At 52.0% G+C, this 26,286-nt stretch carries 31 protein-coding genes and 1 pseudogene; 5 read left to right on the top strand and 27 right to left on the bottom strand.

The genetic code is table 11. The annotated features are described in order from the left end of the window. Window positions 1–22 precede the first annotated feature (22 nt). From LCF41_RS14075 to LCF41_RS14065, 3 genes are read left to right on the top strand one after another with little or no spacing between them, the layout of a single operon-like run. The gene (locus tag LCF41_RS14075) at window positions 23–139 is read left to right on the top strand and encodes a GpE family phage tail protein (RefSeq protein ID WP_015840862.1); all 117 of its coding nucleotides are present in this window, start codon (window positions 23–25) and stop codon (window positions 137–139) included. After that, window positions 136–3,237: a phage tail tape measure protein gene (locus LCF41_RS14070; protein WP_225085140.1), complete on the top strand. Its 3,102-nt coding sequence runs from the start codon at window positions 136–138 to the stop codon at window positions 3,235–3,237. The genes LCF41_RS14075 and LCF41_RS14070 overlap by 4 nt, the downstream gene beginning before the upstream one ends. 10 nt (window positions 3,238–3,247) lie before the next feature. Beyond that, window positions 3,248–3,670: a phage tail protein gene (locus LCF41_RS14065; RefSeq protein ID WP_225085139.1), complete on the top strand. Its 423-nt coding sequence runs from the start codon at window positions 3,248–3,250 to the stop codon at window positions 3,668–3,670. 155 nt (window positions 3,671–3,825) lie between these two features. Here the strand turns inward: LCF41_RS14065 and LCF41_RS14060 are convergent, their stop codons facing one another. The 17 genes from LCF41_RS14060 to LCF41_RS13985 all read right to left on the bottom strand — a co-directional run bounded on the left by LCF41_RS14060 (window position 3,826) and on the right by LCF41_RS13985 (window position 15,464). Further along, the gene (locus tag LCF41_RS14060) at window positions 3,826–4,467 is read right to left on the bottom strand and encodes a tail fiber assembly protein (protein WP_225085138.1); all 642 of its coding nucleotides are present in this window, start codon (window positions 4,465–4,467) and stop codon (window positions 3,826–3,828) included. Next, entirely contained in the window at window positions 4,467–6,908 is a 2,442-nt protein-coding gene (locus LCF41_RS14055; RefSeq protein ID WP_225085137.1) for a phage tail-collar fiber domain-containing protein, read from the bottom strand. Before LCF41_RS14055 ends, LCF41_RS14060 begins: the two co-directional genes overlap by 1 nt. Continuing rightward, complete coding sequence (locus LCF41_RS14050; RefSeq protein ID WP_225085136.1) at window positions 6,905–7,513, bottom strand: phage tail protein I; 609 nt, start codon at window positions 7,511–7,513, stop codon at window positions 6,905–6,907. Before LCF41_RS14050 ends, LCF41_RS14055 begins: the two co-directional genes overlap by 4 nt. Further along, window positions 7,506–8,417: a baseplate assembly protein gene (locus tag LCF41_RS14045; protein WP_225085135.1), complete on the bottom strand. Its 912-nt coding sequence runs from the start codon at window positions 8,415–8,417 to the stop codon at window positions 7,506–7,508. The genes LCF41_RS14050 and LCF41_RS14045 overlap by 8 nt, the downstream gene beginning before the upstream one ends. Then, the gene (locus tag LCF41_RS14040) at window positions 8,414–8,773 is read right to left on the bottom strand and encodes a GPW/gp25 family protein (RefSeq protein WP_225085134.1); all 360 of its coding nucleotides are present in this window, start codon (window positions 8,771–8,773) and stop codon (window positions 8,414–8,416) included. Before LCF41_RS14040 ends, LCF41_RS14045 begins: the two co-directional genes overlap by 4 nt. Next, a complete protein-coding gene (locus tag LCF41_RS14035; RefSeq protein ID WP_225085133.1) occupies window positions 8,770–9,354 on the bottom strand; it encodes a phage baseplate assembly protein V in 585 nt (194 codons plus the stop codon). Before LCF41_RS14035 ends, LCF41_RS14040 begins: the two co-directional genes overlap by 4 nt. A gap of 98 nt (window positions 9,355–9,452) precedes the next feature. Beyond that, window positions 9,453–10,094, bottom strand: coding sequence for a phage virion morphogenesis family protein (locus LCF41_RS14030; RefSeq protein ID WP_225085132.1), 642 nt, complete (start codon window positions 10,092–10,094; stop codon window positions 9,453–9,455). A 2-nt stretch (window positions 10,095–10,096) separates the two neighbouring features. Continuing rightward, window positions 10,097–10,585 carry a phage tail protein gene (locus tag LCF41_RS14025; RefSeq protein WP_225085131.1) on the bottom strand — a complete coding sequence of 163 codons (489 nt, stop codon included), beginning with the start codon at window positions 10,583–10,585 and terminating at the stop codon, window positions 10,097–10,099. After that, entirely contained in the window at window positions 10,551–10,784 is a 234-nt protein-coding gene (gene lysC / locus LCF41_RS22445) for an Rz1-like lysis system protein LysC (RefSeq protein WP_431191539.1), read from the bottom strand. Before lysC ends, LCF41_RS14025 begins: the two co-directional genes overlap by 35 nt. After that, a complete protein-coding gene (locus LCF41_RS14020) occupies window positions 10,702–11,127 on the bottom strand; it encodes a hypothetical protein (protein ID WP_225085130.1) in 426 nt (141 codons plus the stop codon). The genes lysC and LCF41_RS14020 overlap by 83 nt, the downstream gene beginning before the upstream one ends. Next, a complete protein-coding gene (locus LCF41_RS14015; RefSeq protein WP_225088184.1) occupies window positions 11,112–11,585 on the bottom strand; it encodes a lysozyme in 474 nt (157 codons plus the stop codon). Before LCF41_RS14015 ends, LCF41_RS14020 begins: the two co-directional genes overlap by 16 nt. After that, window positions 11,575–11,877, bottom strand: coding sequence for an HP1 family phage holin (locus LCF41_RS14010; RefSeq protein WP_039490566.1), 303 nt, complete (start codon window positions 11,875–11,877; stop codon window positions 11,575–11,577). Before LCF41_RS14010 ends, LCF41_RS14015 begins: the two co-directional genes overlap by 11 nt. Next, window positions 11,868–12,071, bottom strand: coding sequence for a tail protein X (locus tag LCF41_RS14005; protein ID WP_015840847.1), 204 nt, complete (start codon window positions 12,069–12,071; stop codon window positions 11,868–11,870). The genes LCF41_RS14010 and LCF41_RS14005 overlap by 10 nt, the downstream gene beginning before the upstream one ends. Continuing rightward, a complete protein-coding gene (locus LCF41_RS14000) occupies window positions 12,071–12,577 on the bottom strand; it encodes a head completion/stabilization protein (protein WP_225085129.1) in 507 nt (168 codons plus the stop codon). Before LCF41_RS14000 ends, LCF41_RS14005 begins: the two co-directional genes overlap by 1 nt. A 96-nt stretch (window positions 12,578–12,673) precedes the next feature. Beyond that, window positions 12,674–13,483: a phage terminase small subunit gene (gene gpM / locus LCF41_RS13995; RefSeq protein ID WP_225085128.1), complete on the bottom strand. Its 810-nt coding sequence runs from the start codon at window positions 13,481–13,483 to the stop codon at window positions 12,674–12,676. A gap of 51 nt (window positions 13,484–13,534) precedes the next feature. Continuing rightward, window positions 13,535–14,584 (bottom strand): phage major capsid protein, P2 family, encoded by a 1,050-nt coding sequence (locus tag LCF41_RS13990; protein WP_225085127.1) that lies wholly within the window; start codon window positions 14,582–14,584, stop codon window positions 13,535–13,537. 34 nt (window positions 14,585–14,618) lie between these two features. After that, on the bottom strand, window positions 14,619–15,464 hold the full coding sequence (locus LCF41_RS13985) for a GPO family capsid scaffolding protein (RefSeq protein ID WP_225085126.1): 846 nt from the start codon (window positions 15,462–15,464) through the stop codon (window positions 14,619–14,621). Window positions 15,465–15,610: 146 nt separating this feature from the next. On the opposite strand from LCF41_RS13985, the gene LCF41_RS13980 reads away from it, so the two are divergent. Together LCF41_RS13980 and LCF41_RS13975 are read left to right on the top strand one after the other, a co-directional pair. Next, complete coding sequence (locus LCF41_RS13980; protein WP_225085125.1) at window positions 15,611–17,323, top strand: terminase large subunit domain-containing protein; 1,713 nt, start codon at window positions 15,611–15,613, stop codon at window positions 17,321–17,323. 2 nt (window positions 17,324–17,325) lie between these two features. Continuing rightward, window positions 17,326–18,393, top strand: coding sequence for a phage portal protein (locus LCF41_RS13975; protein ID WP_225085124.1), 1,068 nt, complete (start codon window positions 17,326–17,328; stop codon window positions 18,391–18,393). Window positions 18,394–18,811: 418 nt separating this feature from the next. Here LCF41_RS13975 and LCF41_RS13970 read toward each other — a convergent pair whose 3' ends face one another. From LCF41_RS13970 to LCF41_RS13925, 10 genes and pseudogenes are all read right to left on the bottom strand, one after another. Further along, a complete protein-coding gene (locus LCF41_RS13970; RefSeq protein WP_225085123.1) occupies window positions 18,812–19,180 on the bottom strand; it encodes a helix-turn-helix domain-containing protein in 369 nt (122 codons plus the stop codon). Between the two features lie 70 nt (window positions 19,181–19,250). Further along, window positions 19,251–19,511: a type II toxin-antitoxin system RelE family toxin gene (locus LCF41_RS13965; protein ID WP_103183602.1), complete on the bottom strand. Its 261-nt coding sequence runs from the start codon at window positions 19,509–19,511 to the stop codon at window positions 19,251–19,253. A gap of 93 nt (window positions 19,512–19,604) precedes the next feature. Then, window positions 19,605–20,309, bottom strand: coding sequence for a DNA adenine methylase (locus LCF41_RS13960; RefSeq protein WP_225085122.1), 705 nt, complete (start codon window positions 20,307–20,309; stop codon window positions 19,605–19,607). Between the two features lie 98 nt (window positions 20,310–20,407). Beyond that, complete coding sequence (locus tag LCF41_RS13955) at window positions 20,408–22,912, bottom strand: replication endonuclease (RefSeq protein ID WP_225085121.1); 2,505 nt, start codon at window positions 22,910–22,912, stop codon at window positions 20,408–20,410. Next, window positions 22,912–23,928 carry a phosphoadenosine phosphosulfate reductase domain-containing protein gene (locus LCF41_RS13950; RefSeq protein ID WP_225085120.1) on the bottom strand — a complete coding sequence of 339 codons (1,017 nt, stop codon included), beginning with the start codon at window positions 23,926–23,928 and terminating at the stop codon, window positions 22,912–22,914. The genes LCF41_RS13955 and LCF41_RS13950 overlap by 1 nt, the downstream gene beginning before the upstream one ends. Then, window positions 23,925–24,788 (bottom strand): DNA adenine methylase, encoded by an 864-nt coding sequence (locus tag LCF41_RS13945; RefSeq protein ID WP_225085119.1) that lies wholly within the window; start codon window positions 24,786–24,788, stop codon window positions 23,925–23,927. Before LCF41_RS13945 ends, LCF41_RS13950 begins: the two co-directional genes overlap by 4 nt. Next, a complete protein-coding gene (locus LCF41_RS13940) occupies window positions 24,785–25,369 on the bottom strand; it encodes a 3'-5' exonuclease (protein WP_225085118.1) in 585 nt (194 codons plus the stop codon). The genes LCF41_RS13945 and LCF41_RS13940 overlap by 4 nt, the downstream gene beginning before the upstream one ends. Further along, window positions 25,366–25,600: pseudogene (locus LCF41_RS13935) on the bottom strand (DUF2732 family protein). Before LCF41_RS13935 ends, LCF41_RS13940 begins: the two are co-directional and overlap by 4 nt. A gap of 70 nt (window positions 25,601–25,670) precedes the next feature. Beyond that, complete coding sequence (locus LCF41_RS13930) at window positions 25,671–26,006, bottom strand: DUF5347 domain-containing protein (RefSeq protein WP_225085117.1); 336 nt, start codon at window positions 26,004–26,006, stop codon at window positions 25,671–25,673. A gap of 5 nt (window positions 26,007–26,011) precedes the next feature. Next, on the bottom strand, window positions 26,012–26,284 hold the full coding sequence (locus LCF41_RS13925; protein WP_225085116.1) for a hypothetical protein: 273 nt from the start codon (window positions 26,282–26,284) through the stop codon (window positions 26,012–26,014). Between the last annotated feature and the right edge of the window lie 2 nt (window positions 26,285–26,286).

Genomic DNA, 26,286 nt, shown 5'->3' with positions numbered 1-26,286 from the left:
GTTTAACAGTGTTGAAGAGGCGATGGCCGACATCGCAGCAATTTTCCATTGGTTGCCGTCGGCGATGGACGCCATGCCTGTAGATGAATTGCTGGCATGGCGCAGCCGAGCGGCCGTTAGAAGCGGAAACTCGGAATGACAGATCGCAATCTCAATATTCGCGTGGCGTTCAGCGCGATCAATAATATGGCTCGGCCCGTCAGTGCTGCACGCAGCGGCACGGCGGCGCTGGCTGACCAAATCAGAGCAACACAAAACACCCTCAACGGATTAGGACGGCAGGCCAGCAGTTTTGACCGCCTGAGTGCCGCATCAGCAAAAACAACCCGCGAACTGGAACAGGCTAAAGCCAAAGCAGCGGCGATGCGTGCCGAATTTGGTGCCGCCAGTGCGCGAACGGACGAACAAAACGCGGCACTGAAACGGCAGCGTGAGCTGATCAGACAATTATCAACGGCTCAGACCAACGAAACCGAACAGTTAACACAGCTACGGGCAGAGCTGGCGCGGCACGGCGTGATACTCGATCGCAGCCGCAGGGCAACAGACCAGATTAGCGACCAAACCGCACGCTATAACCGCCAGTTAGCGGAACAGCAACGGCGGTTGGCGGCCGTGACGCAGGCACGCACACGCTACGATAGGATGCAGCAGACAGCGAGTAATCTGCGTAGCACAGGGGCAATGGCAATCGGCGCCAGTGTTGCCGGTGCGTATGTCGGTGCCAGAATGATGGCCCCTAATCTGCAATCAGACAAAAGCGGCGCCGTGATTGCCGCGCAAAATGCCGAAGCCCCTGCAATGGGTTCGCAGTATTCGAAAATCATTAAAGGGATCAATAGCGCCGGCGTGAGCAATGACCTCGCTCAGATCGCCAACACCGTATCGGCGGTGCGTAGCTCACTGGGCGCATTGGGGGAGGTCGGTGAAGCGGAATTAGACCGGATCTCGCGCAAAGCGTTAGATATGCAATCCGTGCTGGGCGGCGATACGGCGGAGCACATCCAGATCGCAGCCATTATGATGAAAAATGGCTTGGCTCGCAGCAGCGATGACGCATTCGATTTGATGGCAGCAGGAATGCAACGCGTGTCTACCCAAATGCGCGGCGAGTTACCTGAGATATTGCATGAGTATTCAACGCATTTCAGGAACATGGGCTACAGCGGTTCTGAAGCTATGACGCTATTGGTCAATATGGCGCAGCAAGGGAAATTCGCGCTGGATAAGACTGGCGATGCCGTCAAGGAATTTTCAATCCGTGGCTCTGATATGTCCAAGACCAGCATCGCGGCGTATGACGCCATCGGCTTGAATGCGAAGCGCGTGTCATCAGCCATCGCCAGCGGTGGCGCACAAGCACGTAACGCGATGCAGCAAACCGCAAAGGGGTTATTGAAGATTAAAGACCCAGCCGAACGGGCCAATGCAGCAATTGCATTATTTGGCACACCGATAGAAGACCTGTCTATCGATCAGATCCCTAATTTCCTGTCAGCGCTTGCCAATACAAAAGACCAGTTCAGCGATGTCAGCGGAACGGCCGAACGTATGGGCAGCACGTTACGCGATAACCTGTCGGGGGATATCGATAAGCTGGGTGGCGCACTGAGTGGGTTACGCTTTGCCATCTTTGAAAATGACTCCGGCTTTTTGCGCTCGCTAGCCCAGGGGGCGACGGCGTTAGTGAATAGCGTCCGTGAATGGGTGACGGCTAACCCTGAATTGGCTCAAACACTGCTCGTGGTTGTTGGCGGCGCATTGGCGCTCACCGCCGCCATCGGCACCGTCTCCCTCGCGACTGGCATATTGATGGGGCCATTTTCCAAACTGCAACTTGGCCTATCCCTGTTAAGCGGCGGTAAGGGTATTGGCACCGTTACAAGTATGTTCAGCAAGCTTAGCGGCGTTATGACGGGTAGCCTGTCCAGCACTCGCGCGTGGGGGGGCATCCTTACCAGTATACGCAGTGGCATCGGTGGGATCGGCGGTATTGCCCAGGGCGCTGGCCGTTCCTTGTTGATGGTATTCACTCAGCCAGGCGCAGCACTATCGGCGCTGGGTAATGGCGTGCGGATGCTGGCGACATCTGGATTTTCTGCACTGAGTGGTTCAGGTATGGCGGTATTTAACATCCTGCGTACGGGCTTCATGTTGTTGCTCAGCCCAATCGGCATTATCGGTGCGGCAATCGTTGCGGCCGGTGTATTGATTTACAAATACTGGGAACCGATTAGCGCGTTCTTCAGTGGTTTTTTCAGTGGCCTGACGGCTGGCCTTGAACCGGTTAAACAATCTTTTTCGGCGTTATCGCCTATTTTCGATGGGATCGGACAGGCCATTAGTGGCGTATGGGATTGGTTCACCAAATTGTTTGAACCGGTCAACGCCTCATCTGAATCGCTGAAACAATGCACGGAAGCGGGGAAAGTATTTGGTGAAGTGGTTGGCATGGCGATTAGTGGCGTAGTGACGGTTATTTTGAAAGTTGCCGAAGGGATTGGCTGGATACTGGAAAAATTAGGGGTTATCCCTGAAGCCGCAAATGCCGCCGTTTCTGCATCAAATGCCATGAACGGCGCAATGCCGGAAAAAGGCTACGAGCCTAAAAAACCGGTGATGTACGTGTGGGATGAGAAACAAAAGAAAATGGTGGCGCAGGAATGGAAACCACAGCCCCCCAAAGAAACCGATGCGGTGATTAAAACCGGTGAGGCAGCAAAACCACCGGCAGGCGAAGGCAACAAGCCTAAACAAACTGGCCCGTTGCAGGACCTGACGGGGAGCAATCCCAAAACAGCAAAAACAGGCAGCACAGCAAAGACAGAAGAGAAGAAAGACCCGAACAAGCTGGGCGATATCGTTTTTAAAAACGTGCCGCCGGCCGTCATGCTGGCGAACGGCTACCGTGAATCACAGGTTATGCCTGCACAGCCCAAAATTCCCTTACTCGAACGTGTGAAGCAAACCGCCGGTGTGCTGGCCGCGTCTGTCCTGCCGTTTACTGTGCAACCTGCTGCGGCGGACGTTCCGGCCATCAATTCACCTGCAGCACAGATGAAAACGGCGATGTCTGCCGGTATGTCCAGCACAGACAAATATGAAATCAATATCACGATTCAGGATGCACGCAGCCTGGATGAAGACAAACTCGTCGCCAGACTGCGGCGGGAAATAGACGATATTGAACGCCGTAAGCAGCATCGCCAGCGCTCACAACTGACCGATCACGTATAGGATTTTTATCATGATGATGATTTTGGGTATGTTCGTCTTTATGCGGCAGACTACGCCGTACCAATCCCTGAGCCATGACAGCAGCTGGCGACACGTTAAAAATGACCGAGTAGGCAAATCCCCGCGCTATCAGTATATCGGCGCAGGGGAAGATAAAATCACGCTGGCTGGTGAACTGTACCCAGAAATAACCGGCGGTGACGTGTCATTAAACGTGCTGGAAACGATGGCCTACACAGGAAAAGCCTGGCCGCTGATCGAAGGGACGGGCAACATCTACGGTATGTACGTGATTACCAACATCAACAAAACCCGTTCCGAGTTTTTTAATGACGGTAAGGCGCGACATATCTCATTTACGCTGAATCTGGAACGGGTTAGCGAGGATTTGCGGGAAATGCTGGGTGATATGGATATCGGCTTACCTTGGTAACACAGATGCTTTTAACTGTGCTCGATGAAAAAAGCCCACTGTTTCGCTAACAGTGGGCTTCGCTTTCCCCGATGTATCATTATTATTTTAAAACCAACAACATAATGACATTTTGGGTGATTGTTTTATAAACGTTTATACAGATCGATTAAGCGCTATTGATCGGTTGTAGCGATCAATTCAGCATCTGGCGCTGTCGGCCAATCGATATCAGTAGCGCTCACATCAACACGGCTCAGTAGCACTGCATATTTTTGCCACGCTGTAAGCGAGGCTTTCTCTTCATCGGTCGCAATATCGAGGTTAACGGCATAAGTCAGTTCGTTGATACGCGCCGTCGCCGCAGCCTTGCGGGATGCTAACTCGCTTTGCGCTGCTTTTACTGCCGCTGCTACTTGCGCGTCTTTGTCGAGCACCCATTTTTTCCCGTTCCAGACATCAAACTCTGTCGCGGGCTTCAGCAACGTGACGTTATCCGGCAGTTCGCCGAATTTGCTAACAGTCTGCGCCTGCCGTGTTTCCGTGCTGTAGACGGTCTGGCCGCGATAATCCGGTACAACTTCCCACGCTTTACCGTCAGCGCTGCGGCGCAAAGCTTTGCCGACAGGCGGCAATTCGGGTTCGTCTGCGTAGCTGTCAGCAGGCAAACCAACACCTTGCATAACATACTCATAGCTGGCGCTCAGGTATTCCCGCGTTGCCGGGTTAACGTGATAAACCGTAACCCAGCCTGCGTTGATTGCCAGACCGCGTTCGTTTAGTTCTGCGTTTTTGATTTGTGTTGAATAGTTGCTCATTATGCTGCTCTCACGATGTAGTTAAATGCGATATTGCGGGGGCGGTTTTCGTTAGCTGTCGGAACGACTTTTGACGCGTCAAAATCAATAAATGTGTGATTTTGACCGACATATTGGCCGGATATGTTTGCGCCATCTCGGCGCGTAGTTGAGAACACGCCAGTCGGTGAATACGTAGAATGATCCAGAGTTTCAAATTGCCCAGTGATATTACGAATCGCATCGCCCTGCGCTGACAGCAGCGCACGCCCAGCATCAACCCCGCGCCCATCATCCCAGCCACGCACGAGCTCGCCCCGCAAATCGGGCAGGACACCAGATGGATAGCGTGACGCTAAAACCGGATACAGGGCTTTATCGAACGACTGGCCGTTGCATTTCAGCCAGCCAGCGGGCGCAACAGCGCCGGGGAATGGCAGCGGGATGCCTGCCAGCTCAGACGCCTGCATAGCGCCGATTGCTTGCGGCGTTAGGTTTCCTGAATGATAAAGGTGAACGGGCGGTAACCACCCCGTGGAATGGCGTTTACGTAGCGTGAAATAGTTATAGTCCTGTGAGGTCATGTCCTCATCTGCGAGAATCCAACCCCATTCTGTGCCATCTCCTTCCCCCGCTCTATGACGTACTGACAAAAACGATGCCCAGCCGTTATTTTCAAATTCAACAGAACCACATAGATTATTGTTTGAACGGTCGCAAACATAGAGCCAGTCAGCAATAGTTGCGAATTTTGATGTTATCGCGTTTCCGACAGCCCCCGTTTCCATTCCGCTGCCGCCGTGCTCTTTCCGCAGTGGGAATGTCAGATTTTTGTCATGCCACAGGCGATAGACTGAACTGATTGTGCCTGAGTCATTTCCAGCACTGACAATTACCCCACCAAACTCGGCGCTGTTACTGTCAATACCCGCTGAAATTAGCGACCACGTGTCACCTGCGCGCATCATCATTCCCGCAGAGTAGCGAGGCATATATGGAGTTAACTGCTGGTTGCGTATGATTTGTGAGGGAGTGGATGAATTTTTTAACCAGTTGAACAGCGCCCCGGCATCATAATCCAGCACTGTCCCTGCGCCGCCAAACCCATACTGTCCCAGTTGCATGACAGGGATACCATTATGCAGCAACTCATTTGAAAGTATCCGTAGTGATGCCCCGCCGTTAATGCCGCTGCCACCATCTGCGATGATTCTGGCGTCAAAATCTACGCCGTTACCGCTCGAGTTAAAATCAACGAACGGCGTGTTTTTTTCCGATTTTGCGCCTATTTCGATTCCTGCATTTTTCGTATCAACAGTTACTGCTCCGGCAAACACGGGGTTGTTGAGTAAACCGATGTTTTGCCTAAATTGCGTTTTGTCTGGAATATCCGCGCCGTTCTGATCTTTTGCCAGCTTCCCGGCCAGTGCATTCAGTACGGTTGTACTGAAATTTGGATCATTGCCCAACGCATTAGCCAGCTCTTGCAGCGTATCCAATGCGGCAGGGGAACCGTTAACCAATGCAGCGATAGCCGCTTTCACAAAGGCCGTGGTCGCTATCTGTGTATCGTTCGCCGCCGCTCCGGCAGTCGGTGCCGTCGGCGTTCCGGTCAGTACGGGACTGAGTTTTGGCGCATATTGGGTGTGCGGATCAGCCGCTGCCGTATGAGCATTGAGCTTATTCGCCGCGTCAGCTTTCGCATCAGCAATGGCATTCAGTACCGTTGAGGAAAAACTCGGATCGTTACCCAGTGCGTTAGCCAGCTCTTGCAATGTATCCAACGCAGCAGGAGAACCATTAACTAATGCTGCGAGTGCGGCTTTCACAAATGCTGTGGTTGCCAGCTGCGTGTCATTCGATGCCTGTCCTGCCGTGGGCGCAGTAGGTTTTCCCGTCAGTGTCGGGCTGGCCTTTGGCGCATACTGCGGGTGCGGATCAGCAGCGGCGAGGTGTAGCCGCATCAGATTATCTGCATAGGCTTTCACTTCGATCACTGCGTTATCCACATACCCCCGCGTTGCAAGCACGACAGCAGGGTCGATTTTCAGCGTGACCGCATCGGTACTGCTGACAATCAGGATCATGCGCACGGTTTGAATCCGTCCGCTACCTTCTTGCAGTAACGGCTTGTACGTTTCGGCGCAGTTCCCTATTGCAATCAGCTCGCCTTCAGCGTCGAAGAGGCCGATTTCACGTATCCAGAATCCCCCTTCATTTTCTGGAATAACCTGTTCCGCAATAATTTGATTGGCGTTCACTGGGTCGATACTCAGTGTGTTGATGCCTGCCCGCCGTTTTTCATTTATCAGTGCGGTTTGCGCTGGGTTCGGTGTGGGCAGCGTGCCGCCGCCATCACCGACAGCCATATGTGTGATATCAAGATGCGAACCTAGCACGGTGGCGTTTGCCAGCTTGGCGGCACCAATATTCGTTAGTAAGACAAAGTATTTTGTACTCATTGGGTTACTCTCATCGTATCAATCAGGTGAACGCCTGCGCCGACGACATCTAATCCGCTAGCGGTAATGGTTTCAGGAAAGTAGGGGTAAACAGTAAGCGTATCGCCGCTGTAGCTAGTGGCAGCAACATAGGCCACTCCCTGTGTGTCGAGGTTGATATTCAGCCCCAGCAGGTGACGTGACGCGGGTTTGGCGTCGGCAATCAGGCGTTCCAGCTCGTAAAAGGTTTCTTCGGTGATGCCGCTATCCTGCACGCCAATATCCAGCCGGAACGTGCCAGGCTCTCCGCCGTTCTGAAACCATTCGATGATACGGATCAGATAACCGAACGGCTCGACTACGCGACGCAGTGCACCGATGGTGCCTTTGTGGCGATGTATGAAATAGGCATCTTTTATCGCCTGACGCTTGATAACTTCCGGCCATTTTTCATCCCAGCGATCAACAGAGAATGCCCATGCCAGATAGGGCAGCAGGTTTGACGGGCAACTTTCTGGATCACATAACTGACGTAACGGGATCGGCGTGCGGGATAATTCCGCGCAGGCTTTGGCTGCGGCAATTTCCAACTCAGATGAACCGACGGGTAACAGGCTGTTATTCATCTGATCCCCCGATATTCAGCACCCAGTTAGCGCAGTAAGACGCCTGGCTTTTATCAAGCACGATATCTGCGGCTGGGCTTTCCAAATCAACGCGCTGTACACCCTCAACATGGAGTGCCGCGAAGATTGCAGATCGGCGAATATCACGGCCTAACCTATGCTGTGCGGTGATGTACGTCTGCAAGCGTGCTTCTGCTGCGATGCGAATAGGCTCGGCTTCCGGCCCCGGATAGAAATACAGCGTCGCGTTAATGCCATAGGGGATGATGACCGCTGATTGCACCGTCACACGGTCTGCAACGGGGCGCACGTTTTCGGCATTCAACGCGGTATCAACTGCCTGCAATACTTCGTTGCTGGCACTTCCATCGCCTTCACGCGACAGCACGGTCACCGTAACGGCGGCAGGGCTGGGGCTAACCGCGCTGGCGTCAGCGACTCGCCCATCGGCACTACGTGCGTGAAACTCATAGGCTGCGGTTGGCCCCGCAACACTCAACCCCTCAAATGCCTGTTGCGTACGGGTACGCAGATCGGCATCAGACTCCATGACTGCTTCAATGGGGGGGATCGCCGTTGTATCTTCTGCTGTGATAACCAAACGTTGCACATTGACGTTAGCCGCTAGCTGATCCAGATCGCTTCCGGCGGCGTAAGCCAGCATGTTAGCGCTGGCCGCTTCGTTAACTCGCTGACGCAATAACAGTTCATGATAGACAGACAGTTGCAGCAGCTTGGTTAGCGGCTCAGATTCCAGCGCCAGCGTGCGTGTGATGGCATCACGTTGCTCGACTGGAAACAGAGCGATAAACATCGCCTTGCGTTCCGCATACAACGTTTCGTAGTCCAGTGTTTCAACGACATCAGGGGCAGGCAGCAAGGATAAATCAATCAATCCGCTCATCGTGCCCCCTGTAGTGAAATCGTGGCGCTAAATGCCGCCAGATTATCTGTGCGCTGCGCCTGAAGCGTCACGGCAACGAGTCCGGCACCACGGGTTTCCAGCGTAATTTTTGTTGGGGTAATACGCGGCTCCCAACGCATTAATGCGCTGTAGATGGCTGACGTTATCTTTAGCTTTATTGCTGGCTCGTGAGGTTCGTCAATCAGCGAAAAAAGCTGTGAACCGTAACTGCGCCGCATCAGGCGGCTACCAACAGGGGTGAGTAAAATATCGCGCACTGACTGGCTGATATGCTCATCATCAGTAATTGCACGTCCGTTACTGGCATTCATGCCGATGTATTTTTCATTGCTCATTGCGGGCCATCCGTTTGGCTGCCGCCGCGCTGTACGCCGCCGTGAGTGTGACTGTCTACGACCACGCCATTTGATGACATTTTGCCGCCGGTGTGGGTGATATCACCCCGCATCGTGCCGCCTTTTTCTACGCTGAGCGTTTGAGTGCTGAGATGCTGAGTGCAAATCACTTTCGGGGTGTCCAGCGTGATAGATTCAGCCGCTTCAACGATCACCTTTTTGACGCCTTTAACGGTCATCGTTGAGGTGTTGGCATCATACGTTTCGCTGGCGCCATCGGGATAAACGGTGGTGTGTACCTTTGGGGTGTTGCTGGGCGCACCGTGCTGACTGGAATACAGGCTTAACACGATCACAGCCGTTGCCAGATCGCCGCCTGGTGCTGCGATAAGAACCTGTTCGCCCACTGACAGCGGCCACCACGATGTAGCATCACCTGCGCGCGCTACGCCCCAGCGTATCCAGTCCGTGGTATTCCCGCCGGTTTCCACACGTGCCAAATGGCGGGTGTGATCGACATCGACAACCGTACCGATACGGATCAGGTTATGCAGCAGGCGGTCAAACTCATTGGAGGTCATGGCTGGCGCTCGATAATCAATTCATAGCGCCAGTTTCAGGTGTCGCGCGCGGGCGCACAACGGAAGGGGATTGTAGGGAGGCGGAGACAATATAAACGTTATTTTCTCAATTCATCCATTAAATCGTGATAAACGAGGTTCAGTAATTTCACTTTCTCTGATGGTGACACCCCCAGTAGTTCACGTTGAGGGTAGCGTACTTTTGTTAATGCGCTCACTGTACCCATCAAACCATATTGATGTTGGCGAGCGATATCAGCAGCTTTCCCTTTAAATTCTACAACTGCCGCATTTGGATAGGCTTTTGCATATAAAAATTGTGCGGTGCGCAATTTGCGAAACATGGGGTAATCTCGCTTCACCGTCTGTCTTTTTTCACTTCGATTAATTTCTAAATAACGTTCTATATCATCACGATTAAATGAACGAACCGCACCTTTATCCACATCAAAGCCAGTAATCATTCGACCTGATGACGTTTTCGATGAACGCCAATTACTGAGGGTACGCGCTTCGCCATTCCATAAGAAACGGATGCCCAATTGAGTGCGTCTTAGCTTTTTTTTACGAGGCGCATATGAAGACCCATCCACGTTTTTTTGCTGACGAATTCGCTTTTGCTGATCGAGACGAATAGCCATCCCTAACTTACGTGCTAGTTTTTTTCTGTAGCTTGGCTTCGTTGTCCCTATTAGGGATTGCAACTCTTTTTCAAGCTCAATGAATAGGTTTTCACTCATCACTAACCTGCCGTAGCATCATGAATAACTGTGTTGGCCATATCGTCTTTTACCAGTAATCCCCATGCATCCTGTCCTTCCATCGGATCAGGAGGTGGGTCAGCGCGATGACGAACGTTGATTTCGCCAGCGTCATTGCGGGTGACGACCACCGCCTCATCAGCCTGGATACGGATCAATAAATCGGCCGTACTATTACTCAGCAAATCCGCTTCAAACGTAATACCTGTTTTACGCCGTTCTGGGTTGAGTAATAAATCAGGCTGATAGATTCGCGCCCACATCAGCACTGGCACCATTAGCGTATCGATAGAATGCGGATAGTCCATTGCCAGCACTTCCAGCGTGTAACGGTATTCAAATGACGCGGAACGTGCACCGGTACTGATTGCATTCCCTTTTTGTACATAGACGACCAGTTGGTCGGGGTTTTCCCGCAACCACGGCACCTGTTCGCTAATGGTTTTTCTCAGCAGTTCTGCTTTTAGCATGTTGTAGCTCTCTCTGTTGTTCAGCCTGGCGAATTAATGCCTTGTCTTTGTTTGCACTCTCCAGCGCAGCCAGCAGCAGGCTATTCCAGTTAACAGACTGGCCGTAGGTCAGACGGTTATTGACTATCGCGCCCTGTGGCAGCGGTATTACCGTCGGTGCGGTTAGGTTCGCCGGCAGGGGGACGCAGGCTATCGGCACGTAGACGGTTCGCGTAGTCGAGCAACGGCACAGCAGCGCCATCAGGCACAAACTCATCAGCACAGACTTGACCAGCCAGTGCCTGATTAATGGTCTGGCTACGTGTATCGGCATCTTGTTGTATCTGGCGTTTACCATGTTCAGCCTCGCGTGACAGCGTGTTAAATATCTGGAAGGTACGTTGCTGATTGTTGATAACGCGCTCGGCGCTGTCCCGTTCTGCGATTAACGTTGTGATTTCACCCGAAAGCCGCTGTGATTTTTGTCGGTAGTGTTCAGCCAGTACGATAGCAGCGAGAAACAACAGCGCGGCGGCTAATGTCGCTATCACTTTTCCAGACATAGCACTCTCTCGGCCTCGCGGCGGTTGGTTAACCCCTGCCAGACCTGACCAGCGGCTTTATTCCAGCGGCGTAATTCGTTACATGCGCCAGTGAGATCGCCACGGTTCAGTTTTTTAAGCAGGGTCGAGCGCTCAAATGCACCCGTCCCGACGTTGTAGATGAAACTTGCCAGTGCAGCGCGCTGTAACTCACTGAGTGGAACCGTAACTAACCGATCGATGGCATGAAAAGCAGGCTTTAAATCCTGCTGTAACAATGCGTCGCACTCAGCATCTGTTTTGTAGTCACCGGCCTTTACATCACCGGTATGTCCGTAGCAAATCGTCCAGACTCCCGCGATATCACGGTAAGCGGTGTTCTCTTTGCCCTCAAAAAAGCCAACAAAGACGGTAGCTATCGCCAATGCGCATGCGGTAACGACGGGAATGATTCGCTGTTTTAGTGCTTCAGGTAACATCACGGCCTCTGCGTCCTGTTTCCTGCCCGTTCATTACGCGCAAGGCGTCCAACGTTTCTGGCAGGTTTTCATGATCAACTTTCCTGACCAGCTCTCGCATTAAATCTGTGCGCTGTGCCTGGTCACGCTCTATGTTCTTTTTGTGGTTACGGTTCACCCAAAACGTGAGCAACCCGATAGCAATCCCTATTAGTGTTGCCCAGTCGCTCAGCGTCATTCGTCCTGCGGTAGCGATCAGCGTGGCAAGCAGATAGGTGATTGCCGATGCCACGCGATCTGTCGTCAGTCCCATAGCTGTATGATTTCCTGTTGTGTTGCTGCGGTGACGTCTGGCAGCGTGACCAGCAGGCCTGCGGGTAACAATGGCCCACGTTCGCACAAGCCCGGATTGGCCGCGTAAACCCCTTCGGTTACGCCGTCTGTTCTGCCGTAATAGCGCCAGCACAGCAGATCAACGGTGTCATTTTGCTGTGCACGAACTTCCATCAGACCAACTCAGCCAGGCCGCGATTAACACCGAGGATGTCGCGGATAGCCCAGCGGCCGTCGCGCCACAGCGTGTCAATCTGTGAACTCAACGCCTCTGCGTGCTTTTCCCCTTCGCGTGTGGTGTCGATATCGCGGTAACCCTCAATCAACAGCGCTTTGGTGATGGAATACACCGCACGGCGATAGCGCCAGACCAAAACGGACTCGCCATTGATCTGGTCGATTTCGTCAGCGCCATTGGGTTTAACCTCTGACAGAACGGCAAGCCCACGTTGCTCTTGGCTGTTCCGCCAGTCGGCCAACTGGCCGTTAACATGTGCGACTGCTTCGATGGCCTTATCCATCAGGCGATCCGTTGTCACCTGACCATCAAGACGCATCGCACGACGCAGGGCAGACAGGACAATCACCGGCCAAAATGCATGGCTCTTCACCTTCGCATCACCATCGTTGATGGTTTCCTGCGTGGCTGGCCTTACCGGCTCTGTGGCAATCAGGCTCATGGCATTACCTCAAAAGACAGGCGGTGGACGACGCAACACGACACAATAAATTGCACGTATTACGCCGTGCCGCCTGGTGCGCGGGGGCACGTTTGGTTACGACGCGCTTTTTTTGGCGCGTGGTGTCGTAGTTCGTGATGCTTTCGCCGCCGTCGATTTACGCGGCGCTCTCGTTGCTTTGGCTGCGGGTTTGTCGGCTGGCTTATCCGCAGGCGGTGGCGCATCAGTGTTTTCTTCCTCTGGCTCAGTTGCTTTCTTGAGCGCCCGCCCCAGTAGCTCGATGTCGCGTTTAACCCCGATGCCATCAAACAGCGTGACAGCGCGTTGCAACCAGTCGCGCGCGGCGCTCAGCTCGTTGGTATCCAAACGCAGGGTGTAGCCCAGCGTCTTGTAAAGTTTGGCGCGCACCTGATCAGGCATGTCTTCGCTAGCGGTAAGCCGTTCCAATTGCAACAGCAGGTCAGCAGCCAGAGGCGCAACGCTAACATCGGCTTTAAACGCTGCCAGTGCGGGATCGCAAATCTCATCAACCAGCGCAGTGGCAACCGTGCGGGTGTACTGGTCGGGCATTGGCAGGCGATGGCGCAGGACATAATCAGCAATACGCAGCGCATCACCCACCAATCCAGCATCAATCGACCAGATCATGATTGTGGTCAGCACTTCATCAGCGTGGCCGCTATCTGCCGTCAATACGCCATTAACCCAGCCCTGATAGTCGGGCAGCAGTTCGCGCTTCAGTTCGGCTTTTGTCGTGGCAGATTGCACCTGGCTTAAACGGGATTTATCCATCCTCAGTCGATGCAATTGCTGTTCGTAGGCGGTGCGCTCAACGTCACCGCCGTTTGATTTGCCATGGCGCTGAGCCATGACAGTTTGAAAATGTCGCTGCGCAGGAGTCAGCATGATGCCCCCTTGGTGCAGGCTGCGTGTTATCCGGCCTGCTTGCCGTTGAAATTAGCCTTGCGCCGGTGCTGCCGCAGCAAACGTAATGCCTTCAATCAGGCATCCGGTGCCATAGTCTTCAATGACATAGGCGTCATTGGATGACTCGTAGGTCGCCACACGGTTAAACTCCATTTCATCCCGCACGGCGCGGCGCTGCTTGCCGTCTTGGAAGTAGATTGACAGGTTACTGAATGGGGTAATGAACATGGTGCCATCAGGGAAGAACGGCGCAATAAAGGTCGGTAGGTTACCGATAGCTTTACGCGATACCAGCAGTTGGCCGGCCAGCGCTTCCGAATTCGGATTGGTCGTATTGATGGCGTTAATCAGCGGGTATTCTTTGCTGACCATGATCTGATGACCACAGATGACCACTAAATCTTGTGATGACTTAAACCACTCATCCAACAGTGAATTGGTGGCGTCATAGACCACGGCGTCAAGGTTGCCGTAATCGCCTTTCGCGATGACTTTGTTTTCATCATCACGGCTGGTGACGGTGATGTTTTTCATCACGCGTTGTGATGCATGGAGGCGATATTTTTCCAGCCAGCCGATATTCACATCCTGCAACAGCGGGTTGTTTGCCAGATCGGATTTAGACGCACGCGACGTACCGTTAAAACCAATCATGATACGGTCGAGCGCTTTACGCCTGATGATCTGATTGCTAATGCGCTGTTGGAAGTCGGGGAATTTAGCCCACACATCCAACTGTGGATAGCTGATAAAGGTATCCGTATTGGTTTGTTCGCAGCGGTATTTATCATCATCCAGCGCGTGAACCGATTTCGGTTCACGACGTTCCGTACTTGATGTGCTGGAACTGGAAACCGGACCACTGATACCGAGCCCCAGCTTTTGGCCTTCCTGTTCAGATACGCCAGTGATATTGATTTTTTGCAGCAATTCACTGGATTGTTGGATTTTATCTTCCAGCTTCTGTTGTACGGACGGTGCAACGCTGAATTGTGTCGTGACATGCGCTGGCTGGATGCCGTTTAACTCAGCCTGCCGAGCAATATAAGCGTCAAACAGAACGCGTGTTTCATTTTGCATGTTAGGTTCCTGCGATGTTCGGTTTAAAGGGTGATTAGCAGTCAGCTAACACGATATTGGATTGCTGGTTGCCGCCGGAAGCAGGGGGGCGCTGGCTAAAGTTGCCATCCTGTCTGGCAAGCTGTTCTTTCAGCTCGGTTAATGACTTATTCAGCGCTTCCACGTTGCCTTTCAGCTCGGTGTTTTGCGCTTGTAACGCGCTGAAGGTTTCGGTTTTATCCAGCAGTTCACGTTGGCTTTTGGCGATCAGCTCAACCGCCTGTTTCAGCTCGCCGTTTTCTTTACTGAATCGTTGCTGACTGCCGGTTAGCAATTCGGTGATGCGGGAAAAGAAGTTTTTGCCCGCTTCGCCAGTGGGTGCCTCTTCTTCAAATTCCAGCGTGATGGGGGTATCAGCGGCCGTGAAGAAACATTCAGGGCTGGTTTTTCGCCCGTCTAACGGGCCTTTTCCGCCACACTTGGCGTTAAACTCCAGAATGCCGACGCCCAGACTGGCGGGATCGTCTGTCATTCCCAGCCCCATCAAATAGGCTTCACCGGTGTCAGCAAAAGAAGGGTGAATTTCAACGCTGGGGTAAATCTTCTGGCGTTTTTTGTTCAATGCCACCATGTCATCAGTGGCATCAATCTTGATTTGTAGCGCCAACTTGCCTTTAAGCGGCCCGTCCTGAATCTCAAATTCGCTCACTTCTTCCACGTCGCCATAGGCTCGAAAATCGCTGGTTGGTGAGTAACCGCGAATGTGTTCAAGGTTCACGCGAGCACCGCGAACCTGTTTGTTGAAGTTTTTCGCCATCTGCGAAATGTGCGCACGTTCAAGGGTGCGGCCGTCGCAGGTAGCGCCCTCAACAGCGGCCAGAAACGGTTTTGAAATCGGCATGGTAATGCTCCGGTGATAACAGGGTGTCTGTCTGATACCCCTATCATCGCCACGCTTTACCGCAGGCGCTATCGGTGCCGATTGTGGCGGAACTACGACAACGTGAGCCGATATTTTGCCGCGCGCGGGCGCGATAGCCTGTATGCATGAATCTACTTCCCGATATTCGCACAGAAGCCAAAAGCCTTTACTGGCAGGCCTATAGCATCCCTCAAATCGCTCAACGGCTGGGGGTGAGCAACAACACGCTCTATTCGTGGCGACGGCGCGATAAGTGGGATGACAGCACGCCAATCCAGCGCGCGCAGGAGCGCACAGAAGTCCGCTATTTACGGCTGATAGAGAAAGACGACCTCACGCCGCATGACTTTAAAACCATCGACCTGTTAGGGCGTCAGATGGCACGTTTTTCACGCGATGAAAGAAAGGATCAGGAAAAGGAGACGCGGAAGAAAGCGCCGAAGAACCATTTTACGGACGAACAGATCGCAGAGTTGCGCGCCCTGGTACTGGAATCACTCTACGAGCATCAAAAACGCTGGTACAAAAAGCGCAAGCAGCGTAATCGCGCGATACTGAAAAGCCGCCAGATTGGCGCAAGCTGGTATTTTGCGCGTGAAGCGCTGCTGGATGCACTGGAAACCGGCACGAACCAAATATTTCTTTCAGCCAGTCGGGCGCAGGCTTACCAGTTCAAGCGGTTTATTCAACTGCTGGCGTCCAGCATTGGCGTAGAACTGAAAGGCGGTGACGCGATTGTGCTGTCGAACGGCGCAACGCTGTACTTCCTCGGTACGTCAGCGGCAACCGCACAGAGCTACACCGGCAATCTGTACTTTGATGAATTCTTTTGGGTTAGCAACTTTCTTAACCTGCGTAAAGTCGCGGCGGGGATGGCGACGCAAAAAGGGTTGCGCCGCACGTATTTTTCTACGCCATCCAGTGAAGAACATGAAGCTTACACGTTCTGGACAGGGGATTTCTTTAACAAAAGCCGCCCTAAAGCGGAACGGGTAGAAATCGACGTCACCCACAAGGTTCTAAAGAAAGGGCTGTTGTGCGGTGACAATATCTGGCGGCAGATCGTCACCATTCATGACACGTTAGAGCAAGGTTTTGACCTGGTTGATCTGGATGAAATTAAGTCTGAAAACAGCCCTGACGATTTTGAAAACCTCTATGCGTGCCATTTTGTCAGCGTCGGTGAGCGAGCATTTGACTATACCGCGCTGATTAACTGCGGTGTTGATGGTTACAACGATAACGTATGGCCGGACTGGCGCCCCTACACGCAGCGGCCGTTAGGCAACCGCCCCGTATGGATAGGCTACGATCCGAGCGGCGACAGCGGCACAGGTGACAGTGCAGGCCTTTCCATCGTGTCCCCGCCCGCCGTTCCTGGCGGCAAGTTCCGCGTGATCGAGGTACGACAGTTACGCGGGATGACCTTCGAAAAACAGGCTGAGGTCATCAAAGAACTGACCCACCAATACAACGTGCAGTTTATCGGCATTGATAGCACCGGCAACGGCAACGCCGTGCATCAGCTTGTCGTTAAGTTTTTCCCCGCCGCCGTGAAATATCAATACTCGCCCAGCGTGAAACGTGAACTGGTACTGAAAGCCCAAATGCTGATCCGCGCGGGGCGGTTTGAGTATGACGCGGGGATGATGGAGCTGGCCCGTTCCTTTATGACGGTACGGAAATTTGTGACGCAGGGCGGCATGACGTCGTATGCATCAGACAGAACAAAAGGCAGCAGCCACGGTGACATTGCCTGGGCAACCATGCACGCGTTACACAATGAACCAATCGGCAGCGAGTCGGGCGGTAATGATGGATTTATTCAGGAGTTCTAACCATGTCACGTAAGAAACAGCACTCGCGTACGGCCAATCTACGCGCTCCAGCCGCACAGGCAACCGTAACAGGGGAATTGATCCAACAGCCGATTGAGTCACTACAGTCTTTCTCGTTTGGCGACGCACAACCCATCATGGACAGACGCGACCTGTTGGACTGCATGGAGTGCGCCAGAAATGGCCGTTGGTATGAGCCACCGATCAGCACCTACGGTCTGGCACGAATGTTTGACGTTGCCGTGCATCATCAGTCACCGATACTGTTCAAACGCAATGTCATTATGTCCTGCTACGAGCCGCACCCGCTGTTATCACGGCAGGATGCCAGCGCCTTTGTACTTGACTGGCTGGTATTCGGTAACGCCTATCTGGAACTGAGAAAGAACCGTTTCGGCCAACCGCTGAAGCTAAAGCATACCCATGCCAAGTACACCCGACGCGGTGAGAATCTGGATCAATACTGGTTTGTGACGTACTACGCCAACGATCACGAATTCGAGCCAGGCAGCGTGTTCCACGTCAAAAGCCCCAGCATTCACCAAGAAATCTACGGCACACCTGAATATATGGCGGTGATCCAATCAGCGATGCTGAACGGTGAAGCCACGTTGTTCCGGCGTAATTACTACATCAACGGGAGCCATGCGGGGGTGATCGTCTACCTCACCGACCCCATCACCAACAATGCTGACGTCGAGCAATTGAAGAAGTCGCTGAAAGATGCGCGTGGCAATGGGGCATTTAAGAACCTGTTTGTTTACGCGGCAGGCGGGAAGAAAGACGGCCTGCAAATCCTGCCATTTAGCCAGATAGCGGCCAAAGATGAGTTTACCGGCATCAAAGATGCAACCCGTGACGACATGTTAGCCGCGCACCGTGTACCGCCCAACTTAATGGGGATTATGCCGAACAATGCAGGGGGATTTGGTGACGTGGAGAAAGCCGCGAAGGTGTTCGCCATCAACGAACTCATGCCGATAATGGAAAGCCTGAAAGAGCTTAACGACTGGCTGGGGATCGAGGTACTTCGGTTCAAGCCTTATGCCCTGGCCGAAGGTGCAATGTAACCGCGAAAGTCATTCAAAACCATTCACCTAGCTACCAAACACAAGACCGGACAGCCGCAAGGTTGCTCGGTTTTTTTACGCCTGCGTAAAAGCGCCTGAATGCCATTCTGAGCACTGCAACAGCCGAATGATGCCGCGTTGACCGATACCGAAACGGCGCAATAGCGACGCGATGAGGATGCAGTAGCATATGAACCAGCATACCCTCTTATCCCCCTCAGCGCGCGAGGGTTCCCCCGCCACGCCCGCACATGAAAATAGCGCGTTTTTATGCAGTTGTGCAGTAGGGACAAACCCGCGCCAGATCTGGCGCGGGAAGTGGGAAGTAGCATCAAAAAAATTGTGCATTGGTGTGCGGGATTTTGCAGTGATTTTTAGACAAACGAAAACCCGCCGGAGCGGGTTAGTCGCAATATAATCAAAGCGTCATTTGTTCAGGGCGGCAGTGATAAAGTTCAGCCAGTTTTTCGCGGGTCTTTTTCTGTGGTCGGGAATCTTTTGCTTCCCATTGTGAAACCGCTGATTGTGTCGTACCCAGCTTTTCCGCCACATCATATTGTGATAACCCGCGATGGATGCGCCAGGCTGCAAGCAGGCTGACATCATCACGGAACATGATTTCTACAACATCATTGGGCACGGTTTCGTCATCGTGTTCGTCAGCAATATAGGGAATGTCTTCATAGCCCGCATCGCTATCAGACATCAGTTTTTCATATTCAGTAATCGGCAACACCACAAACTGAGGCTTACCGTTCACATCATTGATAAATTGTAGTTTTGACATAATTTCATCCGGGTGTCAGTGAGTCGCGGTGTATGTCATAAGGAAACTGGCGGGTTACCCCGCCTGATAATTAGTAAGTTGTTGATGTTCTGCGTTTGACCGCCTGAACTTCACAGACAACTGGCTCACCTTTGATGATTTCGAAAATTACCCTGTAGTCTCCAACCCGTAGCCTGAATTTACCCGCTTCACCCTTCAACGAAGTAATGTCCAGTTTGACGGCGGGGAAGTTCTTCAGTTCGGCAACTTTCTCACTTATGGTGTCCTGATATCTTCGGTCTATCGTTGAACGTTGTTTCAACGCTTTCCTTGTCCAGATTACCTTTACCATCAGCTTCCTCGGTTTTTTAAAGAGCATATCCGCTTGGGATGAGATAATGATAAGATATTTATCTAATTATGGCAATAATACCTAATCTTAAATCTAATTATTTTGCCTTCTTCCATCAACTTCACATAACGCAGCCATCACCGCCAGCCGTTCCGCTGGCGTCATCGCCTGATACTTAGCCGCCCATCTTTCCGCTTTTCTCTTGATGCGCTGCCGATCGATATAGTCTTTACCAGCAAACGCCGCACTATATGCCGCACCTTCTGGGAAATTCATCCATAGCTTTTCCGTCCTGACACCACCACGCGTCATTACCTGAAACTCGATAGCGCGCCAGTCGTGCAATAACTCGTCGTAAAGCGACGACGGATAGCCGGAAATCATCACGTAATACGGGCATTGCCGCAGAATAGCGATCAACTCACGATGATCATCAACCGTGTATTCATGCCGATAACGTGCGTTGCCGGTTCTGGTTTCTGGCAAATACGGCGGGTCTGCGTAAATCAGCGTGCGACCCATTGCCTCAAGGTCGTGACTTTGCAGAAAATCAACAGCATCCTCATTGATAATCCGTAGCTGAGTATCTAGCGTGTCTACAAACTCAGGATTAAACTGACAAAACTCTTCAACTGTGATCGGGTCAATATCAACACCAACATTCAGCCGCGCGGGCGGCTTATTCAGCATAACGGCACCACCACCCAGATGAGTTTCAACGTAAACATCATGCGGTGGCATGTTGGCGATTATTTTCTGATACGCGCCTGACGCGGCCTTGCTTCCCAGATATCCCATTATTTCCCCCTTTGGTACCGCATAGCTATTTTCATCTATGCTGCAGCCGCGTCATTTCTGACTGTGATCGATGTTCTGGCCAGCACAGCCGGTAATGACTATGAAACGTCACGTAATACTGAAATTCGGTGTAGCAGCGCCGCTGCTCTATCCTGATATTCCGCGTCTTTTTGCTTACTCGTCGGCGTTCGATACAGACAACCGTCAGCGCTAGCAACGTAGGCATAGCCCGCGATTGTGATCGCATTACCCGTTTCCAGCCGCCGTACCTCACCGGCGCTGATATCCCAGCCAAGCGAACGGGCGAAATCGGCAACGCTTGCGCGCCAGTCGTCCGACCGGTTACTAACAGTCTGTTTTTCAGTCGATTCATGGAGCTGAGTTGTGGACGAGTGTTCGCTATGTCGCCGATCCGGCGGCTGTGATCGAAGCCGATTGAGCAAACCCCGCCGTTCCGCGTCGGTCATGTGCTCAAAGTCGATGTTTTCTGGTTCTGACGTACTGCCAATCTCTCTATCGGCGGGTTCGGAAATGCTTACTTTTTCGTCGCCCGTAGAGTTATTGACAGAACTCCAAGCGTCGCCGGTGGGCGACGTAACAGCCAAACCACGCCCAGCGCTATCATTATCGCCTGCGTCTGCTGCCTGTTTTTTGCGGATTTTCCACTTAACGAGACGGGTGCAGATGCGCGATAGCTCGCCCAAGCGGGGAGAAAAAACACCAAAGATTTTTTCCGGTGTTTCGCCGTAATCGTTTTGCTCGTCAGCTTCCTCATACGCAATGCGCACGGTGTAAAGCTCACGCGGGATCAGCACGCCGCCTTGTTTCTCAATGTAAGTAGCGAAGCAGCCTGCATCGGCTGAGGCCAGCACGGCATCCATTGCCGGATCGCCAAGCTGTGCGGCACCGCGCTTGAATGTTCCAGCTTCTTTCTGCACTGCGGTAAGTTGATTTGCCAGCTTGCGCAGTTCGCGCCAGACAGTGACCGGCGGCAGGCCGAACGGCTGAAACTGCCGGATGTTATGTTGAGACGCCCAGGCCATCGCAAACTTTGCGGTTTCGCGTAGAGGCTTTCCGGTTTCACCGTCCAGCTCGCCATCCAGCGCGTAGCCATCAATGTTTTTACTGATATATTTCGCCACATAGGCAGTGGCGCTACCTTTCTTGGGATCGAGGCGCTTCGCTTTAAAGCGTGCGCTGGTATTGCGCCCAAGTTCAGCGCGGTCTACAGCGATGAAGTATTCACGCAGAATTTCAGTGATTTCTTTCCGGTCTTCTGGCGGCATGAATAGCAATACGTGCCAGTGCGGCGTAGCATCGTGGTGAGGTTCTGCGACGCGAAAGCCATACGGGCGCAGGCCGCGTCGGTTCAGTTTCGACATGGCTTTAGCCCACGTCTTACATAAATAGCGCTGCCCCTGACGAGGGGACGACGTATCCCATTTGGGATTTTGATGACCGTTCTGAATGGTGGCGTGATAGCGTGACGGGCAGGTGATAGTAAGAAAAACACCCTCATCGCTGCGTGATATGGCAACCATTTCAACACCCGCCATGCGCGTCATCAGTTCGTGACGGCGAATAACCGGATTGCTGACGCTGGCGTACACTATGTTTTCCAGCGACGCGACGTTACCGTCTTCATCAACCAGTTCATGCGCCTTAAAGAATTCGCGGTTTTTACGGCGCTGCTCCTGCCATTGGTTCAACGCATCAATGCTGACGTAAGGCATACGCTTTTTGTGGATCACGCCTATGGCGCGGAATTGATTTTCTCGCCACTCGCAACGCAAGCGCCAGAGCTTACGCCCCCACCAATCAGCATTAGTGATACGCAGAATGGCGGAATAGATGCGGTTTCGTGACTCGTTATCGCCGATGATCACGCCCCAACACGGCGGTGTTACTCGTAGCGCCAGCATTTCACGCCCCAGATGCCAGAAAAGCGCCTGGATCTCGTCATTGGTCATAGCGGCGGGCAAGGTGTTGCCGCATTCGGTTTCAAACATTTCCGCGATGCTGGCTGCGATAGCGTGACCAGCGTTAATCGCCTCATGTTTCGTAAACTCGGCCAAATGCTGCCATCGGGCGCGGTAGTAGCTTGCAAGCTCTGACGTAAAACCATCACGCACACCTTGCTTGGCGCGCACAGCATCAAGACGCAGCAGGGCTTTTTTCACGGTTCCCATAAAAAAAGCGCTGACGTGTCGCGGCTCGCGGTTGGCGCGTAGCCATTCTATTTTTTTCCTGTAGGTATCACGGATAAAAAACGGCTGTTCCAGCAGGCACCCCTCAACACCTTCCGGTGTTTCCATCCAGTTCTGCAATGCCGCTTGATGCTCGTCCCTCTCAGCCTCAGCGAACTGGCGGCGCATCGTCAGTAACGTTGCATTAGGCTCGAAATAGTCCAGCCGCGCGACGGCCTGATCGAAATCAAGATCGGAGAAAGCGGTGCGCGATACCAGCCGTTTAAGATGATTGTCTACGGCTGGATGCGGCTTAGTGGCATTTGCGGTAGAAGAGGGAAAAGAGTCAGCGATCCCCTGATACGCGGAGATCGCTGGGCGTGGCGCATTCCACGGATAGGCCCACTGTTCGGACATTACTCACAAACCCCAGCGTAAACGCTGTTGCAAACCATCGGATCGACGGCTTCGCCCAATAAATCGAACTGTTGTCCCCCCCTGGTTGTTAACGCCCAGTCTTTGTACGTGTGGATGCCGTGAGACTCGACGCTAATACACTCAATGCGGCGCTCTGATTTTTTTGGGTCGTTTGTTGATGGGAAAAATATTGAGTTTTGACGGCGAGAACATGCCGCAACAAGGCGTTCCCAGCGGGCTACTCGCTCAACTTCTTCAGGCCAGCGACGGAAGATTTCCGCAAGCTCTGACTTTCTGGCGTGGATACACGGCATACATCCCACGCGACTACACCCTTGCTCATAAAGGGGGTTTGGCTTGATACCGTGCCGCTTTGCCAATGCAAAGACATCGGCATGTTTCCAGTTAAGAATGGGGCGATAGATGCTTAGGCGTGGCCCCAAATCAAAACCGGATTCCCATTCTGAAAGAAGCGCACGCGGCGCGGATTCTTCGGCGCGAACACCTTGCCAAGAGACAACATCAAACCCCGCATCAGTGATCGGCTCAACAACCTGTAACCGGATAGGTTCGTGTTTTAGTTCTGTTGAGCAAAAGCGCCGTTTCGTTGATGGGAATCGGCCCTTCCACATACACAGATCAAGAAATGGGATGCCAGTTGGATGCAGGGTATCTAACGCAGTAGCGATAATGTTTGCGGCCTGCTCATCAGTAAAACCACATTCTGAAACAAGCGTAATCGGCCATTTTTCGGCAATGAATTTTCTTTTACCTGCAATTTGCCGAGAAAAATCAGCATAGACGCGCCTGATTTTCCCCAGCTTAGATTCCAGATAATCCAGATACTCCATCGTCTGAGGGTGTTCGTGTCCGGTATCAGCAAAAGCGGGAATATGGATAACGCCGTGCTCTATGGCCAACAGCCAATCAGCGAGACTATCTTTGCCCCCTGAAACGGAAACAACGTTGATTGTGTTGAATCCCAAGCAATGTGGATTGATAGCAAAAGGGATCATTTACTCACCCCTATATCCAGCACACCAATCAGTTCTCTGGCCTTTTTACGTGACGCGCTATCAGCGCCTAGCGAACGATTTACGCCGATCTCATGAAACTGATAATTCTGGTAAATCTCGCGTGTGGCTGGCGTATCACTATTTGAAATAACTACTGCTGCGTCAGTTTCGTAACGAACGTGTCGTAGGTACTTAGCCAATTGGATGTGATGCTCGCGAGTAAATGCGGAATGATAGTATTGCGTGAAGTTGGCCGTATCACTGGCGGGCAGATACGGCGGATCACAATAGATAACGCTGCTCTCGCTTATCGATTTTGATGTTAGGGTTTCGCAGAAATCCGCCACGACAAAAAGAGCTTTCGTGTCATTGGCTTTTTCCGCAAACTGTTTTATTTCGACAAACGGTAAGTATTGAGTTTTATATTTCCCGTGGGGAATATTGAACTCACCGTTTTTGTTATATCGGCACATGCCGTTATAACCGTGTCGATTCAAATAAAGGAAACGGGCCGCTTGGAGCAATTTGAACGAGCTAGAGTCAGATAAACGAGTGGCGTTTCTGTTTGCCCAGTTAAATAATTCACGAATTTCTAGATAGGCTTGTTTTGAGTTTCCATTTTTAAACATAAGCAGGGCAGCATCCAAAAAATCGTCTGTCTGATTTTTTGCAACTGAATACATGTTAATTAAGTCGGCATTGATATCAGCTAATACATAATGGCGATATTCAGTATTCAGGAATACTGACGCGCCGCCAACGAACGGCTCTATCAGGCAATCTCCTTTTGGCAGAAGCGGGAGCAAATCAGGCAATACGCGGGATTTCCCGCCTGGCCATTTGAGGAACGGGCGGATCATAATTCACCGCCGCCATTCTGAACTAACCGAGACATAACAGCAGAAACCAACGCGGCCTGGCTGATCGCATCATCCAGCGCGTTATGTTTAACACCGATGGTTTTTGCCGTACCGAGTCTAAGAATGCGCCCTATACCCATAATGGCGACCCCGACTTCTTTCATCGTTCTGACGTCACGTTCATTCCGGTAATTCCACGGAATATCCGTATCAGTACGCTCAAACGCAGACTTCAGGGTAGCGCAATCAAAAGATGGGCTATTTGCCCATACCTTTAACGTTTTCAGGCTTTCAGCGTTATCTGTCAGCCAATCACTCAGCTCGCTGACGGCTCCCAAAATCGGGGTTGCATCATCACGAATCAATTCGGCGCGAGCCTCTGAGGACTGACGTAGCCACCATTTGATAGTGCCGCCGTCCGGCACCGCGCCATTGAGCATGTCGTTTTCAAAATCGACGCGGCAATAGAACTGCTCGCCCAGCTCACCCGTTTTGGGATTGAAGAACACGGCACCAATGGAGGCAATTGGCGCGTTAGGGTTCGTCCCCATTGTTTCAATATCAATCATGACGTGGTTCATACGATGATCTCCTGTGATGAATGCTCAAACCGTTCTGCCTCTTTGCGCAGCAGTTCGATAACCTCTGCGGCGGAATACTCTTTTTTTTTGCGCATGGATAGACAGCGCGGCCAGACGCAAGGAAAACCCTAAATGCTGGTCTTTTCTTTCTTCCTGGCGTGCCTTGTTCAGCAACTCAACAAGCGCGTTATCACTCGCCACTTGCATTTGTTTAACTTCTGCATTTCTCATCGTGATTTCCTTTTTTCAGGTAATAGAAAGCCCGGCGGGTTTACGCCTTTAAAAACAGGATTTATTACGGTTAAAGAATTAAATGTTTGGGGAATAAACTCACAACTGCTTTAAGTTTATTCATCGCTTTAATCAGCTTTGCTTTTTCTTCAGTTGTCAGTTCATTAAATTTCAGGTTATGCCGTTCCTTATCAATATTTGCTAATTCAAATATCGCTGATAACACGCGCATATTTTGATGATAATCTTCATCTATTCTGTCCCGCATATCGTCGATAAAGCGGCACATGTCTTTTTCACTGTTTGTGTTGAAGTGTTTCCCTCTCAGCATTGCGATGTGATTAAGCCCGTCAGTTCTGTCCGCGATACTCAGCGGAACGGCGCGGGCGGCTTCGGTATTAGCCATGACGGTTAACCCTGCTTCGCCCAATTGGTTGCAAAATTTGGTGCCTGCGTCATTCCATCGTGAAACCACTGATTGGTATGGCTCTTGATAAATTGATACAGAGGGTGATTGAGGTAATAAACCGCATCAGCCAATGATTCCAGCGACGACAAAACGCTGATACAGTTGTAACCGTTATCGTTACCGTTCTCGCGCACATCAGCAGACTGAGATAAAAAGCCCTCCGCTGCATCATCTGCGGCCTGTAGCCATATTTTGGGGTTATGATTTATTCCCATTA

It is taken from the genome of Pectobacterium colocasium (assembly GCF_020181655.1).
Lineage (GTDB): Bacteria > Pseudomonadota > Gammaproteobacteria > Enterobacterales > Enterobacteriaceae > Pectobacterium > Pectobacterium colocasium.
The sequence above is the reverse complement of the archived record's forward strand: the minus strand, read 5'-3'. Positions and strand labels throughout refer to the sequence as shown.

Excerpts from the sequence above, each read along its gene's own strand:
- LCF41_RS14075 (WP_015840862.1), top strand. The coding sequence starts at position 23 with ATGGCCGACATCGCAGCAATTTTCCATTGGTTGCCGTCGGCGATGGAC.
- LCF41_RS14070 (WP_225085140.1), top strand. The coding sequence starts at position 136 with ATGACAGATCGCAATCTCAATATTCGCGTGGCGTTCAGCGCGATCAAT.
- LCF41_RS14065 (WP_225085139.1), top strand. The coding sequence starts at position 3,248 with ATGATGATGATTTTGGGTATGTTCGTCTTTATGCGGCAGACTACGCCG.
- LCF41_RS14060 (WP_225085138.1), bottom strand. The coding sequence starts at position 4,467 with ATGAGCAACTATTCAACACAAATCAAAAACGCAGAACTAAACGAACGC.
- LCF41_RS14055 (WP_225085137.1), bottom strand. The coding sequence starts at position 6,908 with ATGAGTACAAAATACTTTGTCTTACTAACGAATATTGGTGCCGCCAAG.
- LCF41_RS14050 (WP_225085136.1), bottom strand. The coding sequence starts at position 7,513 with ATGAATAACAGCCTGTTACCCGTCGGTTCATCTGAGTTGGAAATTGCC.
- LCF41_RS14045 (WP_225085135.1), bottom strand. The coding sequence starts at position 8,417 with ATGAGCGGATTGATTGATTTATCCTTGCTGCCTGCCCCTGATGTCGTT.
- LCF41_RS14040 (WP_225085134.1), bottom strand. The coding sequence starts at position 8,773 with ATGAGCAATGAAAAATACATCGGCATGAATGCCAGTAACGGACGTGCA.
- LCF41_RS14035 (WP_225085133.1), bottom strand. The coding sequence starts at position 9,354 with ATGACCTCCAATGAGTTTGACCGCCTGCTGCATAACCTGATCCGTATC.
- LCF41_RS14030 (WP_225085132.1), bottom strand. The coding sequence starts at position 10,094 with ATGAGTGAAAACCTATTCATTGAGCTTGAAAAAGAGTTGCAATCCCTA.
- LCF41_RS14025 (WP_225085131.1), bottom strand. The coding sequence starts at position 10,585 with ATGCTAAAAGCAGAACTGCTGAGAAAAACCATTAGCGAACAGGTGCCG.
- LCF41_RS14020 (WP_225085130.1), bottom strand. The coding sequence starts at position 11,127 with ATGTCTGGAAAAGTGATAGCGACATTAGCCGCCGCGCTGTTGTTTCTC.
- LCF41_RS14015 (WP_225088184.1), bottom strand. The coding sequence starts at position 11,585 with ATGTTACCTGAAGCACTAAAACAGCGAATCATTCCCGTCGTTACCGCA.
- LCF41_RS14010 (WP_039490566.1), bottom strand. The coding sequence starts at position 11,877 with ATGGGACTGACGACAGATCGCGTGGCATCGGCAATCACCTATCTGCTT.
- LCF41_RS14005 (WP_015840847.1), bottom strand. The coding sequence starts at position 12,071 with ATGGAAGTTCGTGCACAGCAAAATGACACCGTTGATCTGCTGTGCTGG.
- LCF41_RS14000 (WP_225085129.1), bottom strand. The coding sequence starts at position 12,577 with ATGAGCCTGATTGCCACAGAGCCGGTAAGGCCAGCCACGCAGGAAACC.
- gpM (WP_225085128.1), bottom strand. The coding sequence starts at position 13,483 with ATGCTGACTCCTGCGCAGCGACATTTTCAAACTGTCATGGCTCAGCGC.
- LCF41_RS13990 (WP_225085127.1), bottom strand. The coding sequence starts at position 14,584 with ATGCAAAATGAAACACGCGTTCTGTTTGACGCTTATATTGCTCGGCAG.
- LCF41_RS13985 (WP_225085126.1), bottom strand. The coding sequence starts at position 15,464 with ATGCCGATTTCAAAACCGTTTCTGGCCGCTGTTGAGGGCGCTACCTGC.
- LCF41_RS13980 (WP_225085125.1), top strand. The coding sequence starts at position 15,611 with ATGAATCTACTTCCCGATATTCGCACAGAAGCCAAAAGCCTTTACTGG.
- LCF41_RS13975 (WP_225085124.1), top strand. The coding sequence starts at position 17,326 with ATGTCACGTAAGAAACAGCACTCGCGTACGGCCAATCTACGCGCTCCA.
- LCF41_RS13970 (WP_225085123.1), bottom strand. The coding sequence starts at position 19,180 with ATGTCAAAACTACAATTTATCAATGATGTGAACGGTAAGCCTCAGTTT.
- LCF41_RS13965 (WP_103183602.1), bottom strand. The coding sequence starts at position 19,511 with ATGGTAAAGGTAATCTGGACAAGGAAAGCGTTGAAACAACGTTCAACG.
- LCF41_RS13960 (WP_225085122.1), bottom strand. The coding sequence starts at position 20,309 with ATGGGATATCTGGGAAGCAAGGCCGCGTCAGGCGCGTATCAGAAAATA.
- LCF41_RS13955 (WP_225085121.1), bottom strand. The coding sequence starts at position 22,912 with ATGTCCGAACAGTGGGCCTATCCGTGGAATGCGCCACGCCCAGCGATC.
- LCF41_RS13950 (WP_225085120.1), bottom strand. The coding sequence starts at position 23,928 with ATGATCCCTTTTGCTATCAATCCACATTGCTTGGGATTCAACACAATC.
- LCF41_RS13945 (WP_225085119.1), bottom strand. The coding sequence starts at position 24,788 with ATGATCCGCCCGTTCCTCAAATGGCCAGGCGGGAAATCCCGCGTATTG.
- LCF41_RS13940 (WP_225085118.1), bottom strand. The coding sequence starts at position 25,369 with ATGAACCACGTCATGATTGATATTGAAACAATGGGGACGAACCCTAAC.
- LCF41_RS13930 (WP_225085117.1), bottom strand. The coding sequence starts at position 26,006 with ATGGCTAATACCGAAGCCGCCCGCGCCGTTCCGCTGAGTATCGCGGAC.
- LCF41_RS13925 (WP_225085116.1), bottom strand. The coding sequence starts at position 26,284 with ATGGGAATAAATCATAACCCCAAAATATGGCTACAGGCCGCAGATGAT.